Origin of the sequence: Dolichospermum heterosporum TAC447 (assembly GCF_024584745.1) — a bacterium.
GTDB classification, from domain to species: Bacteria; Cyanobacteriota; Cyanobacteriia; order Cyanobacteriales; family Nostocaceae; genus Dolichospermum; species Dolichospermum heterosporum.
The window spans coordinates 5,750,777-5,768,875 of the sequence record NZ_CP099464.1; the positions used below are offsets into that span (position 1 = coordinate 5,750,777).

An 18,099-nucleotide genomic window follows, 5' to 3' on the forward strand; every position below is an offset into this window, starting at 1 on the left:
AAATTGATGAGGTAATAAACTATGGCACAGATAAACAACCTGCAAGGAGATAATATTACTAATCTCAGAGAATATTTATATGATGAAGAAAATATTTCTTATGCTGATTTTGATACAATTCTCGAAACTGCAACTGAGGTAATAGAACGGTGTCAAGAGCCTACAGAACATGGATCTGTGAAGGGATTAATTTATGGTCACGTACAAAGTGGAAAAACTTCCGTTATTCTGACAACTATGGCTTTAGCCGCAGATAATGGGTTCAAGAATTTTGTGGTGATGACATCTGATTTAAATGATATCTATGAACAAACGCTTAAAAGAATCAAGGGAGCGTTAGATAGTTTTATAGTTTTTGGTAAGACAGAAATCAAACAAAATTCAATAGCTACTCCCAGTTTACCACTAGCTTTGGTTATTTCTAAAAATCCGCGTAAGTTACGAGATGTTTTAAATATCGTTCAGGTATCTAATTGGCAAAATGAACCAGTTATTATTATTGATGATGAGGCAGATCAAGCTAGTTTAGACACTAATATTAATAATCAAAATAAACCTACAAGTGCAGTAAATCGAGCAATTGTTGATTTAAGAAATTATCTTAATTCTCATACTTATCTGCAAACCACCGCTACTCCTCAATCTCTACTATTACAAGATAGTCAAAGTGCGTTCAGACCAGATTTTGTTGTTGTTACCAAACCAGGTACAGGTTACGCTGGTGGAAACACTTTTTTTGATAACAATGACTTTGGTAGTTCTGATCATATTCGTGAAGTGCCTGATATTGATCTTAATAGCTTGAGAACGAGTAACCGTATTCCTGATACTGTTATACAGTCAATGTTGCTATTTTTTTTAGGAGCAGCAATATTGAGACTACAAGGAAGTTCCAAAAATAAAAAATATACATATCTTCTCCATACTAGCTTTAGACAGGACGATCATCATTTAGCAGCACAATTAGTGGGTAAATTTAAAAATGAATTAACGAATCAGCTTAGGCAAAATCCTAATAACCCAATTATGGGTTTGTCTAATGATCTTAGAGTAGAATTACAAACTGCTTACGATGATTTACAACAAACTTTTGTAAATGTTAGACCATTTGATGATGTTTTGGTAGAAACTGCAAGACTAATTACATCTACAGAAGTTATAGAAATTAACTCTGACAGTGGCAACGGAATTGGACCTCTAACACGAAGACATACCCTTTATATAGGTGGTACAAAACTAGGTCGCGGTGTCACTGTCAAAAATCTGCTTGTTACTTACTATGGTCGAGATGCTCAACAACCGCAGATGGATACAGTTTTACAACACGCTAGAATGTATGGATATCGTAGTAATGAATTACCAGCTATTCGTATTTACTTACCAATTCGTTTAGCTCAAAGATTTGTTGACATTCATGAGAGTGATAATTTAGTTAGAAAACAATGTCAATCGACACATTTACCTATTCAAGTCATTCCTTTAATGTCAAGAGGAATTAAACCAACACGCCGTAATGTTTTAAATGAAAATACAGTTACTTTAGTAAGTTATCAAGGAGGAAGTCAGTATTTTCCATCATTACCAATATCTAATCCTAATATTTTGGGTAATCAAACCCAAAACCTTGATGATTTGCTGTCTACCGCTAAATATTCTAATCTGCAACAATCATATACAGTAACAATTGATGATATTTTAGAGATTCTGTATTTTCAGTATCAAACACCTGGATTAAGTCGTACTTGGAATGATGATTTGATTAGACAAGCTGTTTCTGCTCTACAATATCGATCTAGCTACCAAAACACGGGTTCATTAGTTATTGTTAATCGGAAAGCAGATATTGGAAGAAGCCAAAATATAGATAGAAATGGTCAAGTGGGTGCTGTGTTACCCCCTCATAATAGGAATGCTCCATACGGTATTAACCCTCAGTATCCAGCATTACTAATGACTCGAAATATTGGTAGTCTTAATAAGGGTTGGGATGGAGTACCTTTCTGGATTCCAGTTATCCGATTTCCAGATGGTAACTACGCATTTTCTGTAAATGAAAGCTGAGTTACCTGTCTTCAATTAGATGATATGACTGGCTTTTGATAAAATACCATCTCCCCAAACGGCAACCTACAGCGATCGCACGTTCCATTTTCCCATAATGCCGGAATCTTAAACCGCGCACCACATTTAGGACACTTGGATAGTAAACGCAAATTATGGCGATCGCATCCCCCAGTTTCCTTAAACTGCCACTTAATCTGGTGACAAGGTGTTTCCGCATAACAAGCACCACATAAACGAATGGGTTCATGCTGCATACCCACCCCAACAGGTGGCAGCATTTGGACTAACCTTTGGGCATCCACTTCCACCACAGATGCGACAGCCTCCAACTCTTTTTGACTAGGACGAGGATTAAAATGAAACCTTTCCCACCGTGCTATTACTGCACCAATCCCAGCCAAATTACCCAACCCAGCAGCAGATAAATGATTAGCCCGTCTAAAACGACCTAGAAAATGGCTCAGGCTTTCCCCTTCATAAGGTTGGATGATAAAAAGCCAAGGCTTAACATCTGGTGCAGTCATCACTTGTACTCCTGCGCCACTTCCTGTAAAACAGCCTACCGGAAAGCGACAGTCAATTTGTCATTATGAAAATATACAAAAACTTTTTTTAATCAGTAACGCGACAGTTAATTTGTCATGTTCATGGGAAACGACATTTATTTTGTCACTAACTGGATTGAAGTATAATATCGTTAAGACGCTAAAATCCTTGTAAAGCAAGGATTTATAAAATGACATTAATTTGTCACAATGACAGATAATTAGTCACTGTACAACTGGGGTTTCTCCAGAACGAATCGCACTTGCTGGTATCCCGGCTGTACCCCAAACAAATAAGCCACTTGTACTGAGCTTGTCGAAGTATCTGTTGGCTGGGAGTATCATTGAGATATCGAAATTTTTGTTTTGCCATCTATAATTGCTCGGATCTTTGTACCAACAGGAATGACTGCATTCTGACCTTTAATAAAAAAACCAAGTGGACTGACAAGGGCGAATACAGCGATACTGACTCCTACGTTTCCACCACCTTCGCTATTTCGCCCTGCCAGCAATGATATCTTCGTGCCGTCTACTGCTGAGGTTGACAAAATTTTGAGAGAAAGTTTTCCTTTTCGACCAAATAATCCTGATTTTTGTGCTTCAGCAATTTCAGCACGAGCTCGCGTTCCTGCTGTTATTACTGCTTTACCTTCTACAATTACATCTTCATCAACCCGCAAGTTAACTAAATCTCCTGTTCTTGCTGTTTTGCTAGAAAGCTCATCAAGTGTGGAAAGGATAATCTCGGTTCCGTCAGGAATAGTAACTTCAACGGGATTTGGTGTTACTGATGGGGAAGGATTGTACGTTGGTACTGGACTAGGCACAGGTTTCACAGTCTGAGCTTGCACCCAAGGTTGATATGGAGTGATAATATTTGAGGTCAAAGCCACAGCAGTTAAAGTTGCAAAAAATGTAGTCCTCATTTTCAAAGTCATGTTTTCTCTCCTATTGTGGTATTCATGGTTTTGATTAATTATTAGTGTTAAAGTGATGTATGTCATATCTGTAACAACATCATTAATTCACACGAGTATAATTGTGACACTAATGTTTACAAGTGTCAACATTAGTGCGATCGCCGATCTTGTAGGTTGGGTTGGGGTACAGCAGACGAAGCCATTATCAAGCTGTCGGGGTTATCGTGAAAAGTTAAGGAAATAGGGGTGAAATGAGCATCCATTCCGAAACTTACGCTAAGGACTTGATGACCTGTTTTTAACATTCTCTTTACCTACGAGATACCTGTACCAATTGAAGTCTCTGAAATTTAGGAGCCTCAACCCAGTGCTGTGTCGTATGAAATTGTTGTACCAAATAGAGTTTGGGTAAATTGGTACGTTGAGAATTACCAAAAATATTGATTGACAAAATACTTATCCAGTAAAGGTTACAGCCTTAGCGTAACTTTCTGTACGATTGCTCATTTGACCCCGATGCTATAAGCGTAAGGCGGTGGAACTTTAAGTAAGTATCCACAGCCTTATACTGTTTAGGCTAACCGTTATCTTGATTGGACAAATCTTCTGAGTCCACAGATATATCTTCTCTCGGTGCAGCTACTTTTACCATTGCATGGCGGAGTACACGATCGCCAAAATAATAGCCCCGAACTAACTCTTCTAAAATAGTTCCTTCTGGATGTTCGTCGGTTGGTTCTCGCATCACAGCTTCATGCAAATTCGGGTCAAATTCTTGACCTTCAGGGCGCATGGGTGCTACACCTAAACGTTTGAGACAATCCACCAATTGTTTATAAACCCCTTGATAACTCTTATGAATTGTCATTTCACCATCGCCTTGGGGTTTGAGGTGCGCTCGCGCTCGTTCAAAATTATCAACGACAGGTAGCAATTCTGTAATTGTGTTGCGCTTTACCTGTAGGTCAATTTCTTCTTTTTCTTTGGCAGTTCGTTTGCGGTAATTCTCAAAATCTGCGGCAATTCGCATATATTGAGTGCTACGGTCTTCCAATTGAGCTTTAAGGGTTTCAATTTGCTGAGATAAATCTGCTAAGACAGAGATATCTACTTCGATGTGATTGGCTGTAGCATTACCATTTTCTTCAGTGAGTATATTATCTCCCTGTTCATTTATTTGGTTTGCTACTTGCTCATTAGCTTCGCTGCTAGAGTCTTGGGGGTTAATTTCGGACGGGGAGTCACTTTTCATAAGAATATGTGGTAAGTGGAAAACTCAGTCACTGAAGTGCTGAGAAGAATGGTTTGCGGTAGACTTAGGCGTTTTTGGTAACTTTAGCAACTACTTGCTACATCTTTAGTTGATTCGCCCAATTCCTGGTTTATCCAACAGAATTCAGGAGTCACCGAGTCAGAATCCATTCTGAATTCTGTGCGAGTGGCGGATGAATAACCGGGTTTAAGATCCCCACCAAATCCTAGATTTGGTGGTCTTCAATCGTTTGTGGGTCTGAATCCCCGACTGATTGATTCTGACTCCTGAATTCTTCTTTAAATAGTTTACCTGTTTATTTTCGTTTACTATTATCTACCCATCCTAGATGCTTTTAACAGCAGAAATTTAACAGGCTATCAGCATTCGGCCTTCAGCCTTCAGCGAGTAAGGTAATTATGGGTTTAATTCCGTGTTTAGCAACACGATGGAGGTTGTCTTCGTTACCTATGTTTCAGTAGGATGTGATCTTCCTGTTATTCTATGGTGATAAATTGTCAATATAAAAATTTTTACATCAAAAGGTTGTTGGCTAGAATTTAATACAGTATCAATGAGAAGTATATACCACCGTGAGGGAATACTTAAAGAAGAGATTCCCCTACCCTAACCCACTTGCTTATGACTTACTCATCACCACAAGGGCGCAGTACGGCGATAACTATCAGAACTGAGTTTTCGCCCTTTGCTAATAAACTAGTAGCATCTGGCTATATCAATAATGAACAAATGAGACAGGCTGTAGCTACGAGCCGCAAGACTGGCAAGCTACTGACAGAAGTATTAGAGTCAATTACTGACCGAAAATTAGCTCCTGAACAGGTAACAGCATACAAAAAACAACACTTATTTGAACTTAAAATTTTATACGGTATTGAGTCGCTTGATACTGAAATCAACGAAATTGATACAACAAATGTGGGGATGCTGATTCAAGAACTCATTCCTGTGGAGCTATGTCGTCGCCATTATCTAGTGCCATTGTCAAGACATGATGACCAACCGTCACCTTATATTTTAATGGCGATGGTTGACCCAGATAATTTAGAGGCTTCTGATGATCTTAACCGAATTTTGCGTCCTAAAGGTTTGTCTTTTCAGCGGCGGGTAATTACGCAGAAAGATTACTTGGGCATCATTAATCAATACTTAAATGAGCAAGCTGCCCGCCAAAAGACCTTAGATCAACAAAAAAATTATGATGTTAAGGGGGATTTAGACAATTTAGAGAATCTGGAAATAGAGGAAAGTAGTGATGATGATGTTGATTTAGATAAGGCGATGAAGGGTGCTGATGATGCACCTATTATTAAACTTGTGAATCGGATTTTGTTGAAGGCTTTAAGTGAGGGTGTTTCGGATATTCACATTGAACCCCAGGAAGAATATTTACGGATTCGTTTCCGTAAGGATGGGGTATTACGTGAGGCATTTGAAAATATGCCGAAAAAAATTATCCCGGCAGTAACAGCCAGATTTAAAATTATTTCCAATTTGGACATTGCCGAGAGACGTTTACCTCAAGATGGACGTATCCGCCGGATATTTGCGGGGAGAAAGGTGGATTTTCGGGTAAATACTCTACCTAGTCGTTATGGAGAAAAGGTTGTTCTCCGGATTTTAGATAACTCCTCTACCCAATTGGGTTTAGATAAGTTAATTACTGACCCAGAAACCTTAAAAATTGTTCAGGATATGGTTAGTAAGCCCTTTGGGTTGATTTTGGTGACAGGACCAACTGGTTCGGGTAAAACGACTTCGTTGTATTCGGCACTGTCAGAAAAGAATGATCCGGGGATTAATATTAGTACGGTAGAAGATCCGATTGAGTACAGTTTACCGGGGATTACTCAAGTACAGGTAATTCGGGAAAAGGGGTTGGATTTCTCGACGGCTTTGCGGGCTTTCTTGCGTCAAGATCCAGATGTGTTGCTGGTGGGGGAAACACGAGATAAGGAAACTGCAAAAACGGCGATTGAGGCGGCATTAACCGGTCACTTGGTATTAACTACTTTACACACTAATGATGCGCCGGGAGCGATCGCTCGCTTAGGAGAAATGGGTATTGAACCGTTCATGGTTTCCAGTTCTCTCATTGGTGTTTTAGCACAACGTCTAGTTCGTCGTGTCTGTTCTGAATGTCGGATTGCCTATAGTCCCACCATTGAAGAACTCGCTCGCTATGGTTTATCAGCTTCCCAAGAGGCTCAGGTGACTTTCTATAAAGCCAATATTATCCCACCAGAAGAAATAGTCAGCCGTAAAAATCTTTGTTCAAGATGTAATGGCATTGGCTACAAGGGGCGTTGTGGTGTTTATGAAGTGATGCGGATTACTGAAGAATTACAAACCCTTATTAACAAGGAAGCACCTACAGAAAGGATCAAAGAAGTGGCTGTTGAAGAGGGTATGAAAACCTTACTGGCATACAGTTTAGACCTAGTTCGCCAAGGTGCAACTACCCTAGAAGAGGTAGAACGGGTAACATTTACAGACACAGGTTTAGAAGCTGAATTAAAGGCTAAACGCAAAAGTGGTCTGACTTGTCGGACTTGTACAGGGGAATTACAACCAGAATGGTTAGATTGTCCTTACTGTATGACACCTCGATTTACAGATTAACCACATATTTTGAATTGAGAGTTTGCAGTTTTTTATTGTTAATTAATGGGAGTGGAACAAGACTATGGAAATGATGATTGAAGACTTAATGGAGCAACTAATTAATATGGGTGGCTCAGACTTACACCTATCTGCTGGTTTGCCTCCCTATTTTCGGATTAGTGGACATTTAACACCTATTGGTGAACATACCTTAACTGCTGATGAGTGCCAAAGGTTAATTTTTAGTATGCTCAATAACACTCAGCGCAAAACCTTAGAGCAAACCTGGGAATTAGATTGTTCTTATGGTGTAAAAGGACTAGCTCGGTTTCGGGTGAATGTCTACAAAGAGCGGGGCGCTTTTGCTGCTTGTTTACGAGCATTAAGTTCTAAAATTCCTAACTTTGAAAAATTAGGTTTGCCCGATATAGTTCGGGAAATGACGGAAAAACCTAGAGGATTAATTCTCGTTACAGGTCCAACTGGTTCTGGTAAAACTACTACCCTAGCGGCAATGATTGACCTAATTAATCGGACTAGGGCAGAACACATTTTAACAGTTGAAGATCCTGTAGAATTTGTTTATGAACCTATCAAAAGTCTAGTTCACCAACGCCAATTAGGGGAAGATACGAAGAGTTTTGCTAATGCTTTGAAAGCAGCTTTACGGGAAGATCCAGATATTATTCTCGTGGGAGAAATGCGGGATTTAGAAACAATTGCTTTGGCAATTTCCGCCGCAGAAACAGGTCACTTGGTATTTGGTACATTACATACAAGCTCTGCTGCACAAACCGTTGACCGGATTATTGACGTTTTCCCCTCAGAAAGACAAACTCAGGTGCGGGTGCAGTTATCTAACTCCTTAGTTGCAGTTTTTAGTCAAACTTTAGTACCTAAGAAAAATCCCAAAGCTAATGAATATGGTCGAGTTATGGCTCAAGAAATCATGGTGATTACTCCCGCTATTTCTAACTTGATTCGGGAAGGAAAAACAGCACAGATTTATTCAGCTATTCAGACTGGTGGTAAATTGGGAATGCAAACTCTAGAAAAGGTTTTGGCTGATTTATACAAAGCTGGAACTATTTCTTTTGAAGCGGCAATCTCTAAAACCTCTAAACCAGATGAAGTCCAGCGTCTAATTGGTGCGACAGCCCCAGCAGGAGCTAAATTGCGTTAACAGGTAATAGGCAGGGGAACAGGGGGAAATGTTTACCAATTACCAATTACCAATTCTAAAATTTTAAATTAATATTATGCCTACCTACGTTGCTCGTATTCGTGATTCTCAAGGAAAATCCAGAACTGAAAAATTTACCGCTGATTCCTTGACTGATGCTCGGACTAATCTTAGAGACCAAGGTTTTGTTGTTCAAGAGTTAAAGGAATCTCAAAGCTTGGCTTCTCGGTTTGATATCCAGAAAATTCAGAATTCCTTTGTTAAGGTTTCTGTAAAAGATAAAGCGGTTTTTTCTCGTCAATTTGCTGCTTTGGTAAATGCAGGTGTAGCCATAGTTAGAGGCTTGGGTGTACTCTCTGAACAGTGTGGTAACCCTAAGCTTAAAGCGGCTTTAATTGAAATTAGTGCTGATGTTCAAACTGGAGTTAACCTCTCCGATTCCATGCGTAAACATCCTGATTGTTTTGATGGTTTGTATGTGAGTATGGTACAAGCTGGAGAAATTGGGGGTGTGCTAGATGAGGTTTTAAATCGTTTAGCTAAACTATTAGAAGATATGGCACGGTTACAGAACCAAATTAAATCGGCTATGTCTTATCCAGTGGTAGTAGGGTTTTTGGCAACTGCTATCTTTGTAGGGATGACAGTCTTTCTAATTCCCATTTTTGCCGCCATTTTTAAAGATATAGGTATAGAATTACCACCGCTTACGCAATTTTTGATGGACTGTAGTTCAATATTGCGAAGTTACTGGTCTTTATTGATTATTGGGATTTTATTTGCATTATCGTTTGCCTATAAGCAGTATTACAAAACCCCTTTTGGTAGGTTAAATATTGATGGTATTGCTCTGAAATTACCTTTGTTTGGTGATTTAATTCAAAAATCTTCCATTGCCCGTTTTAGTCGGACTTTTGGTTCATTAACTCGTTCTGGAGTACCAATTTTAACTTGTTTAGAAATTGTGCGAGATACATCTGGAAACCAAGTTATTGCTAATGCTATTGACGCTGCTCGTGAAGAAGTTCAACAGGGGGGGATGATTAGTGTGGCTTTGCTCAAAGAATCGGTTTTTCCTGGTATGGCAATTCAGATGATGAGTATTGGTGAAGAAACCGGTCAATTAGATGGAATGTTGATGAAAGTTGCTGATTTCTATGAAGACGAAGTAGAACAGGCAGTTAAATCGCTTACTAGCGTTTTAGAACCCGTGATGATTGTGGTATTGGGGGGAATGGTAGGGACAATTTTGTTGGCTATGTACCTGCCGATGTTCAAAGTATTTGAAAAGATGGGTTAAGGAAGGATTGAAAGATGAAGAATAAAGAGTAAATAAACAAGTTTAATCTTTTATTCTTCATACTTTATATTTTTATATTTGAGAAAGATATGACTTTACAAAAATCTGTTTATGAAACCAGTTTAGCTGAGTACAGCAATCATTTATCGGCGATCGCTCTCCTTAAAGAACATCGTCCCTATTTGGAGATGATTCCTAGTCTCCGTCGTCCTGCCGAAAGTGTCATTACTATCACTTTACCTATTGTCCGTATCCGTGATCTAGAAACTAAAACCTCACAAACCACCAGTTTACCCTGTGATATCGCTATAATCATGTGTGACCCGGAATGGAAAATTAAAACCGGTGTGGAGATTTTGGTTTTTATTCATCGTCCCCATGAAGACTTTTCTGATTTATTGGGAAGATGGAGACAAAGCCAAGTTTACTTAGATAAAGAATATGAATGGATTATGCACCCTCGTCACAGTCATATTTTGAGTGAAGGTACTAATACCATTTATCCTCTGTTTGTAATTTTTAATCAAACATCAGAACGGATTCAAAGAGGTTTAGTAGGTGCAGACTTACCTTTTGTAAAACAAACGCCGATAACTTTGGAAGATCAAGAATATCAAGTATCTTATCAAGAAAATGTCGAAAACCCGTAAAGTTATGCCCGGTTTTAGCTACCTTTTTTGACAATGTGTGATTAATCTAGACTAATTATTGTATCCTGAATAAAAACTCAGTGAGTGGTTATCTTAATATGGGTCAAATCACCCAATTCTATTACACAGCACAACACAAACCAAACCAATTGATTTATGGTAGTGGTCAAACCGCAGTGATTACAGGATGGATGGTGAAACAAGCGATCGCTAAACATCTACAATCAAATGAATATGCTGTAATCGGACAGTTATACTCACCTACTAGAGGTATCAACTTACTAATTCGCAACTTATTGCTAAATCCTCATGTGCGGTATTTAGTTATTCTCAACGCTACCAAAGAAGATAAAAATGCTGGTGCTTGTCAATGTTTAAGTGATTTCTTCCGTCATGGTGTGGCAGAAAGTATTAGCGACGCTGGGCGAAAATCTTGGGTAATTTGTTCTCCTATTCCTGGTTATATTGATATTGATATTGATATCAATGCCTTGGAAAAATTACGCCATTCCGTAGAAATTCAAGACGCTACATCAATTGCTGATGCTGTCGAAAAAATTCAATATTACGCCCAAAAAGAAACCGTTGCACCTTGGGGAATACCTGTAGAATTTCCTATGACTACAGTTGAACCAACTGTTTTACCAGGAACACGCTATGGACACAGAATTGAAGGTAAAACAATTGCTGAAACTTGGGTAAAAATCATTCATAGAATTAAAACCACTGGTACAATTAGACCCACTGGCTATGATGGTAAATGGCAAGAATTGATAGATTTAATGGCAGTTGTCACCGAAGAACCGGAGGATTTCTATTTTCCCGAACCCAATTATTTACCCATAGATAGAAGTTTTCTAGAAGAATATATTTCGCAAATTTTAGATGATGCACCCAATCGAGAAGGAGTAAAATATACTTATGGGCAACGTTTACGTTCTTGGTTTGGACGTGATCAAATTGAACAAGTCATTGAAAAATTAGCCAATGATATTGATTCTGCGAGGGCTGTAATGTCCTTATGGGATGCTAGTCAAGATGATAATGACAATCCCCCTTGTCTAAATCATGTTTGGGTGAGAATAGTTGATAATGAACTATCTTTAACTGCAACTTTTCGTAGTAATGATATGTTCTCAGCTTGGCCAGCAAATGCTATGGGATTAAGGGCTTTACAAATGTATATTTATAATTCTTTGGTTAAAAGAACTGCTCATACATTAAAAATGGGGGCATTAATTACTATTAGTCAAAGCGCCCATATTTATGATGACTGTTTTGAAAATGTCGCCAATGTCATTTCATCTCAATATCTTAAAATATCTCAACAAAAAGACTATTTTGATCCTGCTGGTAGTTTTATTATTACTATTCAGAATCATCAAATTATTGTCGAACATACAACTCCTGGTTCTGGAGAAGTAGTTAATTGTTATTCTGGTAAATCTGCACATAAACTTTCCCAGCAAATATTCACAGATTGTCCGGGTTTACAAGTTTCCCATGCCATGTATTTAGGTGTGGAATTGCAAAAAGCGGAAATGGCTTTGTTAATGAAAGAACAGTTTATTTATGAACAGGATAAACCAGTAAAATTGCAGCTATACTCAAAACGGTTGGAATCTGGACTTTTATAAAATCACGAAAAACCTAGATTTGTAGGGGTTTAGTAATGTTCAGAAGCAAGTCGAAACCCAAGGGGAACTCCAGCTTGATGAAATTACCCTCACGTTAAGTAGTGAGACAGAATTAATTACACAATGTCATTGCGTTAGCCATATGGAACGAAGTGAAATGAAGCAATTCCAAGGGTTGTGATTGCTTCCCTTCCCTCGCAATGACTGTAAATATTTTTGTCCAATTACTTACCGACCTAGAACAATGGCTCAAAGCTCATATAAACTTGATCTAAGCTACTTTTTTTAAATTTTAATTCTACCCTGCGGTACTGGCTTATAATTGCCAAGGGGCTAATGCTCCTGTACTTGTAAGTCCAAGGGGGATAGATGACAATTAAACGGTTGCTGTTAATTGGGCTAACTTTGTTAGCGATAATGTTGTCAGGGTTATCTTTATTAAGTAGCTGGCAAAAACCTCAGTTCCAGAGTCGTCTAGAATTGTACCAGACGAATATTGTCTTACAAGCTCAGGCATGGCAACCAGAAGACAGTAGCGACGAAAGTATTCAAACATTTCAAGAATCTATTCTCGGTGCTAATCCTAAGATGAGCGCAACAAAGCAATATCAAGAAGCGAGTGAATCTGTCAAAACTAGTTTAGAGGCAACTAATAAAAAATTAGTAAAACTGCAATCTTCGCCAGCAACTCCAGTTTCCGCAGAAGAAAAAAGTTTACAAAAATCTATCCAACAACAAGAAAAATTATTAGCAGAAGTAGATTTGCGGCTGGGAATTTTACAAGCACAGCAACAGCAAACAGACAATGCTATTAAAACTTGGAATCAATTACAGCAATCATCAAATATCAATTCTAAATATCAAGAAACTGCCCAAGTATTAAGCGGAATGTGGAGTCAACCTCCCCAGTTATTTCCTAAAGCTGAACAGCTAATTCAACAAAATTTAGATAGTTGGTTTCGTTCTACGGCGTTAGAAAAATTATATCAACTTCAACAACGTCAGGAAGCTTTATCCTCTCTGAAAATTGCCCAACAAGCAGCGGCAGCCCAAGCATTGTTAAAATTAGCGGTAATTGCGACTATCCCCACCTTGACAGCTTTTCTAGGGCTAATTCTGCTGCTTTTCTTATTGGTTCAACGATTGCTTAAAGGTCGAGAATCCATACTAGCTACAAATAGTGATTTAGTTTGGTCAACTCCTTGGAATTGGGAAATAATTATTCAGGTTTTTGTCCTCGGATTTTTCTTAATGGGACAATTATTTATCCCCGAATTATTATCTATTTTACCTATTCCTCGTGGTACAGGAAATGCCAGAATTGAAGCTTCTGTAGTTTTAGTTAGTTATATGTTAGTGGCTTTTGGTTCTTTGTCAGTTCTATATTTTTCCATTAGGCGTTTTTTCCCTCTTCCTAACAACTGGTTTCGCTTCAATTTCTTTGGTAATTGGGTTTTGTGGGGATTCGGTGGCTATTGCACGGCTTTACCGATTGTGGTAGTAGTATCACTGATTAATCAAAAATTGTGGCAAGGACAAGGTGGCAGTAATCCACTTTTGCAAATGGCACTAGAAAGCCGGGATAATACTGCATTAGGCATATTTTTCTTTACCGCAGCTATAGCTGCACCATTTTTTGAGGAGTTTCTATTTCGAGGTTTTTTATTACCATCTCTGACTCGTTATACTTCGGTTTGGGGGGCAATTTTGATCAGTAGTTTGTTATTTGCCGCTGCTCACCTCAGTTTATCAGAAATACTCCCGCTGACAGCATTAGGAATAGTCTTAGGAATAGTTTACACGCGATCGCGCAATCTACTTTCTTCTATGCTTCTCCACAGTCTTTGGAATAGTGGCACGTTAATTAGTTTGTTTCTTTTAGGTGGTAATAATTAGGGTTTGCTGAAAAAGTTATCTGTGAGGGCTGGTAGTCTGTCAACCCGAAAATGACGGGTGGAGGCAAGTAGGGGGAGAAGAGAGGTAGGGGGGTAGGGGAGGTAGGGGGGTAGGGGAGGTAGGGGGGGTAGGGGAGGTAGGGGAGGTAGGGGGGGTAGGGAGGTAGGGGGGTAGGGGAGGTAGGGGAGGTAGGGGGGTAGGGGGGGTAGGGGGGGTAGGGGAGGTAGGGGGGGTAGGGGAGGTAGGGGAGGTAGGGGAGAACAGAAGTTTTTTCCGCTCATTACCCGTCAAAATAAATTTGACGAACTACTAGAAGTATGGCTAACGCCACGCAGGCTATCCCTAAAAAAATCCCCTGAAAAGATGTAAAAACAATCCTTTCAGGGGAAATTTATCAACAACCTACGCCGGGTAAATTCTTAACCGCCGATTAGGTTCGTCGCCAAAACTATCGGATTTGAGGCGATAATGTTCTACCAACTCATGCTGCATTTTTCGCACTTGGGAAGAACGGGGTAGTAACTCCACAGGCTGACCTTTAGGGATGACAATCTGCTCTACAGCAAGTCTAGCTTCCTCCAAAGCGTCCATTTCATCATCACTACCGTTGTGTAATAACAGTTGTAATTCTCGGTCATCGCCAATATCCGGATCATCAATATTCAGTAAGCGGCGGAGACTGCGAGTAATTTGGGGAATTGTACTGGACTTGATCACATGAATGGGTACATGACGAGCCTTAGCCATTTGTCTTAACTTAGCGTGATTTTTGACGTGCGATCGCAATGCCAAAATAGCATCTGCACTATCTAAGTCTTTGGTCAATATCACTGGCAAAGTTAGCACATTAATCACCTGTTCCAATTGGTGACGACTCACCCCATAGGGGTAAATATGCAATGGTAAATCTTCCCCATTGGGACCTGCTTGTTTACGGCTGGCAAAATCAAAACTTTCCGAGTAATTGAAAGATTCATCCAACAACCGGTCAAATTCACTGCGTCCCGTTGGTCTTTCTCTATCCAGAGATAAAGGTGGTAAAGCCACCATTTGTCCAGAAGAACGCCAACCATTAGGTTTAGCAGAGAGGAAAGATTCTTCCACATTAGTAACGTGACCATTACCATTGCCACCATTGACTACAGCCAACTGTCTAACAATACCAACCTTGCCATGATCATCAACAGTTCTAGTTTGTGGAGTAGGTTGACGACCACGTAACAACGTATCAACCGTATCAGCCACAGACTCATGAACTACCCAGCGTTGCCGTTCCAACATTTCCACAGCAATCTCAAAAGTAGGCGGAGCTTTGCGTTCCAAAACCGTCTTTTGCGAACCACGCCGTCTCGCCTCATCATCTCCCAGCGTCACAGCCTGAATTCCCCCAACCAAGTCCGACAGAGTAGGATTTTTAATCAGGTTTTCAATCTGATTACCGTGGGCAGTTCCCACCAATTGCACCCCGCGTTCGGCAATTGTCCGGGCTGCTAAAGCTTCCAGTTCTGTACCAATTTCATCAATGACAATGACTTCTGGCATATGGTTTTCCACAGCCTCAATCATGACTTGATGTTGTAACTCTGGCTTAGAAACTTGCATCCGTCTTGCACGACCAATAGCTGGGTGAGCAACATCACCATCCCCAGCAATTTCGTTAGATGTGTCAATAATCACCACTCGCTTATGCAAATCATCCGCCAACACACGGGCGATTTCTCTTAAAGCTGTAGTTTTACCAACACCAGGACGACCCAGCATGAGAATTGATTGACCAGTTTCCACCAAATCGCGGATCATGGCAATTGTTCCGAATACTGCCCTGCCGACACGACAAGTTAAGCCAATAATCTTACCACTACGGTTGCGGATAGCACTGATCCGATGCAAAGTTTTCTCAATTCCAGCCCGATTATCCCCCCCAAAATTTCCAACTCGTTGAATGCAATCATCTATCTGTGCTTGAGTGACCGGTGTTTCGCTCAGATACTCCGCTGCATGGGGAAACCGAGCTTCAGGGCGACGGCCTAAATCCAAGACTACCTCAACTAAAATATCCCCTTTCGGATGATTCTCTAATTTTTCTTGGAGGTCTTGAGGCAAAATATCTAACAACTTTTGGAGATCTTCTGTAATCGTCATGCTTTCTATTGGTGACTTGACGTTTTTAGAGACATGGTTGGAGCGTTACTGCCCAGACTTAATCTGGGAAACGAGAGTATGGGCAAGCCTTACAGCCTCCCACAGTAATTCCGGTTCTTCCTCTAGGCGCATATTGCCTTGATTATCAGTGTTAATCACCTCCTTTTGTTGCAACTGGTCAAGAATGGGTGACAGCAATACACGGGCGTAACTACCATAGGCAACCCCGGCTATTTTGGATTTTGGATTTTGGATTTTGGATTTTAGATTGTGTTCTTCTAATCCAAAATCTAAAATCGGCAATCCAAAATCATTCAACAGTCCCATTCCCCGCAATTTAGGGACGGTGTAGCTATTAGTGCCGCCTGCTAACTGCACATATCCCGGTAGGTTTGCTGTCAAAACTTTTTGTCCTAATTTTATTGTGGCTATGGTAGTACCATCACCAATATCACCACTCATAGAACGTCCATCAGTCTGCCAAATCAGAAACTGGGGACGGGGGACAATCAAATTGTAAATAGCTTTTAGGTAATCAATTAACCCTTCTCCATCGTTACAACTGATGGCTACCAATTTTAATTTATCTGCCCAAGGTGTCATTGCATCCCATAACCGTTGGAATTCTGCCAACCGCCCCACTTGAGTATGAATTTCTACAGCATCTATTCCCGTTGACATAATCAATGGTGCGTTGCCCCTGGCGAGCGAAGCTATTGCTCCTGGCGTTGACACATAAGATTTTGTATAAATTATCCCATAAGGACAGATAGGAAGGCAACGGCCACAGCCATAACATTTTTCAGAAATTACTCCAGAAAAATCATCTTTGGTATTGTTAAATAAAATTGCTTGGGCTGGACAAATTTTTTCACATGGTCTGGAACAATCACTAGGACAGTCCTGAGCATTAAACTCAGCTTTCCGAAAATGGGGATCTTCACCATCATTGAGACTAACCATTAACAAAGGTAAATTACCTGTAAAAGCAAAGCCTCGCTTCTGGGCATCATTTACCAAGCCTTGGGCTACTAGTAAAGCTTCCTGGGTAGCGGCAATAACTGCCGGGTCGGCAGCCACATCTACACAGTCAGCACCTGCCAAAGTGTAGGCTAACGTGAGATTTCTGACCGCAGGAAGATGTTGATAACTGGCTCCGCAAATTAATTTGAACCAATTACCTTGTTTTAGGGATTGTAAAGGGGCTAATAAATCAGTCACATTTCCATTATGCGTTTATTTCACTGGAAATTGCAGACTGTCATTAGGAAAATTTAGATTTTTTTGTTACTAATTTTTTATTGGCATATTTCGATACTACTGCCCAGAGTGATCATTTTCCCCGCTTCCGTAACGGGAACTCTGGTATTTACACTTAATCTATAAAAATGATTAAATTGCGCTGTATTTACACAAGTAGGCATAGTTGCTTGGCGTTTTTGCCCAAAGATTTTTTGAAAGTTTGGATAAGCTTCCCCTGTATAAGAATCCCGCATGGGGACTACACAACGTTGACAAGGGTTAATTCCTAAAAAGCGGACATCTCCCACCAGGGGATCGCGGGAAGGCTGGGAGCCGCGTCTCTTTAGAGCGCGGGGGAAAGCCTACCCGTGCGGTTTTAACCGCTGCCAATATTCTCGATCATGATGCGGGTCATTAAATCTTTTCAACATTTTATTTCTCTCTAACTAATCTTTTTAAGGCTGACGAAAGACTCATTCCCCAACCTTGGGCGATATCCTCAAGTTTCTTTCTTTCAGTTTCATCTAGGTACACCGCTAGAGGTTTTTTCTTCATATACAATATTGGGTTGAAATTACTGTAATACTGCCATATAATAGTTATATCGTCAATCACATCAACAAAATAAACCTGTGCAAAT

Annotated in this window: 15 protein-coding genes; 7 read left to right on the forward strand and 8 right to left on the reverse strand. The window is 39.9% G+C overall.

From position 1 onward, the window contains the following. Positions 1–21: 21 nt before the first annotated feature. Positions 22–2,061 (forward strand): Z1 domain-containing protein, encoded by a 2,040-nt coding sequence (locus NG743_RS26230; protein WP_257121195.1) that lies wholly within the window; start codon positions 22–24, stop codon positions 2,059–2,061. Positions 2,062–2,072: 11 nt separating this feature from the next. Here the strand turns inward: NG743_RS26230 and NG743_RS26235 are convergent, their stop codons facing one another. The 4 genes from NG743_RS26235 to grpE all read right to left on the reverse strand — a co-directional run bounded on the left by NG743_RS26235 (position 2,073) and on the right by grpE (position 4,784). Continuing rightward, entirely contained in the window at positions 2,073–2,588 is a 516-nt protein-coding gene (locus NG743_RS26235) for a TniQ family protein (RefSeq protein WP_257121196.1), read from the reverse strand. A gap of 362 nt (positions 2,589–2,950) precedes the next feature. Next, positions 2,951–3,550, reverse strand: coding sequence for a hypothetical protein (locus NG743_RS26240; RefSeq protein WP_027401139.1), 600 nt, complete (start codon positions 3,548–3,550; stop codon positions 2,951–2,953). A gap of 131 nt (positions 3,551–3,681) precedes the next feature. Continuing rightward, positions 3,682–3,837 (reverse strand): hypothetical protein, encoded by a 156-nt coding sequence (locus NG743_RS26245; RefSeq protein WP_160170591.1) that lies wholly within the window; start codon positions 3,835–3,837, stop codon positions 3,682–3,684. A gap of 272 nt (positions 3,838–4,109) precedes the next feature. Next, complete coding sequence (gene grpE / locus NG743_RS26250; RefSeq protein ID WP_027401138.1) at positions 4,110–4,784, reverse strand: nucleotide exchange factor GrpE; 675 nt, start codon at positions 4,782–4,784, stop codon at positions 4,110–4,112. A 642-nt stretch (positions 4,785–5,426) separates the two neighbouring features. Between grpE and NG743_RS26255 the strand changes: the two genes are divergently transcribed. The 6 genes from NG743_RS26255 (at position 5,427) to NG743_RS26280 (ending at position 14,075) form a co-directional block, all read left to right on the forward strand. Continuing rightward, entirely contained in the window at positions 5,427–7,427 is a 2,001-nt protein-coding gene (locus NG743_RS26255; RefSeq protein ID WP_027401137.1) for a GspE/PulE family protein, read from the forward strand. A 64-nt stretch (positions 7,428–7,491) separates the two neighbouring features. After that, the gene (locus tag NG743_RS26260) at positions 7,492–8,592 is read left to right on the forward strand and encodes a type IV pilus twitching motility protein PilT (RefSeq protein ID WP_053539894.1); all 1,101 of its coding nucleotides are present in this window, start codon (positions 7,492–7,494) and stop codon (positions 8,590–8,592) included. Between the two features lie 76 nt (positions 8,593–8,668). Further along, positions 8,669–9,892: a type II secretion system F family protein gene (locus tag NG743_RS26265; protein WP_027401135.1), complete on the forward strand. Its 1,224-nt coding sequence runs from the start codon at positions 8,669–8,671 to the stop codon at positions 9,890–9,892. Positions 9,893–9,981: 89 nt separating this feature from the next. Further along, complete coding sequence (locus NG743_RS26270) at positions 9,982–10,542, forward strand: hypothetical protein (protein ID WP_257121197.1); 561 nt, start codon at positions 9,982–9,984, stop codon at positions 10,540–10,542. Between the two features lie 98 nt (positions 10,543–10,640). After that, positions 10,641–12,179, forward strand: a complete 1,539-nt coding sequence (locus NG743_RS26275; protein WP_051424227.1) for a thymidylate synthase — start codon at positions 10,641–10,643, stop codon at positions 12,177–12,179. A 369-nt stretch (positions 12,180–12,548) separates the two neighbouring features. Next, positions 12,549–14,075: a CPBP family glutamic-type intramembrane protease gene (locus NG743_RS26280; RefSeq protein WP_027401133.1), complete on the forward strand. Its 1,527-nt coding sequence runs from the start codon at positions 12,549–12,551 to the stop codon at positions 14,073–14,075. A 402-nt stretch (positions 14,076–14,477) separates the two neighbouring features. Here NG743_RS26280 and NG743_RS26285 read toward each other — a convergent pair whose 3' ends face one another. The 4 genes from NG743_RS26285 to NG743_RS26300 all read right to left on the reverse strand — a co-directional run bounded on the left by NG743_RS26285 (position 14,478) and on the right by NG743_RS26300 (position 18,014). Then, positions 14,478–16,217, reverse strand: coding sequence for a R3H domain-containing nucleic acid-binding protein (locus tag NG743_RS26285; RefSeq protein ID WP_027401132.1), 1,740 nt, complete (start codon positions 16,215–16,217; stop codon positions 14,478–14,480). A 45-nt stretch (positions 16,218–16,262) separates the two neighbouring features. Further along, the gene (gene ldpA, locus NG743_RS26290) at positions 16,263–17,438 is read right to left on the reverse strand and encodes a circadian clock protein LdpA (protein ID WP_257121198.1); all 1,176 of its coding nucleotides are present in this window, start codon (positions 17,436–17,438) and stop codon (positions 16,263–16,265) included. A 77-nt stretch (positions 17,439–17,515) separates the two neighbouring features. Then, positions 17,516–17,713: a hypothetical protein gene (locus NG743_RS26295; protein ID WP_193964995.1), complete on the reverse strand. Its 198-nt coding sequence runs from the start codon at positions 17,711–17,713 to the stop codon at positions 17,516–17,518. 178 nt (positions 17,714–17,891) lie between these two features. After that, on the reverse strand, positions 17,892–18,014 hold the full coding sequence (locus NG743_RS26300) for a histone H1 (RefSeq protein ID WP_027400631.1): 123 nt from the start codon (positions 18,012–18,014) through the stop codon (positions 17,892–17,894). Positions 18,015–18,099: the final 85 nt, after the last annotated feature.

What these genes read in the sequence shown, in the direction of transcription:
- NG743_RS26230 (WP_257121195.1), top strand. Translation starts at nt 22, where the DNA reads ATGGCACAGATAAACAACCTGCAAGGAGATAATATTACTAATCTCAGA.
- NG743_RS26235 (WP_257121196.1), bottom strand. Translation starts at nt 2,588, where the DNA reads ATGACTGCACCAGATGTTAAGCCTTGGCTTTTTATCATCCAACCTTAT.
- NG743_RS26240 (WP_027401139.1), bottom strand. Translation starts at nt 3,550, where the DNA reads ATGACTTTGAAAATGAGGACTACATTTTTTGCAACTTTAACTGCTGTG.
- NG743_RS26245 (WP_160170591.1), bottom strand. Translation starts at nt 3,837, where the DNA reads ATGTTAAAAACAGGTCATCAAGTCCTTAGCGTAAGTTTCGGAATGGAT.
- grpE (WP_027401138.1), bottom strand. Translation starts at nt 4,784, where the DNA reads ATGAAAAGTGACTCCCCGTCCGAAATTAACCCCCAAGACTCTAGCAGC.
- NG743_RS26255 (WP_027401137.1), top strand. Translation starts at nt 5,427, where the DNA reads ATGACTTACTCATCACCACAAGGGCGCAGTACGGCGATAACTATCAGA.
- NG743_RS26260 (WP_053539894.1), top strand. Translation starts at nt 7,492, where the DNA reads ATGGAAATGATGATTGAAGACTTAATGGAGCAACTAATTAATATGGGT.
- NG743_RS26265 (WP_027401135.1), top strand. Translation starts at nt 8,669, where the DNA reads ATGCCTACCTACGTTGCTCGTATTCGTGATTCTCAAGGAAAATCCAGA.
- NG743_RS26270 (WP_257121197.1), top strand. Translation starts at nt 9,982, where the DNA reads ATGACTTTACAAAAATCTGTTTATGAAACCAGTTTAGCTGAGTACAGC.
- NG743_RS26275 (WP_051424227.1), top strand. Translation starts at nt 10,641, where the DNA reads ATGGGTCAAATCACCCAATTCTATTACACAGCACAACACAAACCAAAC.
- NG743_RS26280 (WP_027401133.1), top strand. Translation starts at nt 12,549, where the DNA reads ATGACAATTAAACGGTTGCTGTTAATTGGGCTAACTTTGTTAGCGATA.
- NG743_RS26285 (WP_027401132.1), bottom strand. Translation starts at nt 16,217, where the DNA reads ATGACGATTACAGAAGATCTCCAAAAGTTGTTAGATATTTTGCCTCAA.
- NG743_RS26295 (WP_193964995.1), bottom strand. Translation starts at nt 17,713, where the DNA reads ATGCGGGATTCTTATACAGGGGAAGCTTATCCAAACTTTCAAAAAATC.
- NG743_RS26300 (WP_027400631.1), bottom strand. Translation starts at nt 18,014, where the DNA reads ATGAAGAAAAAACCTCTAGCGGTGTACCTAGATGAAACTGAAAGAAAG.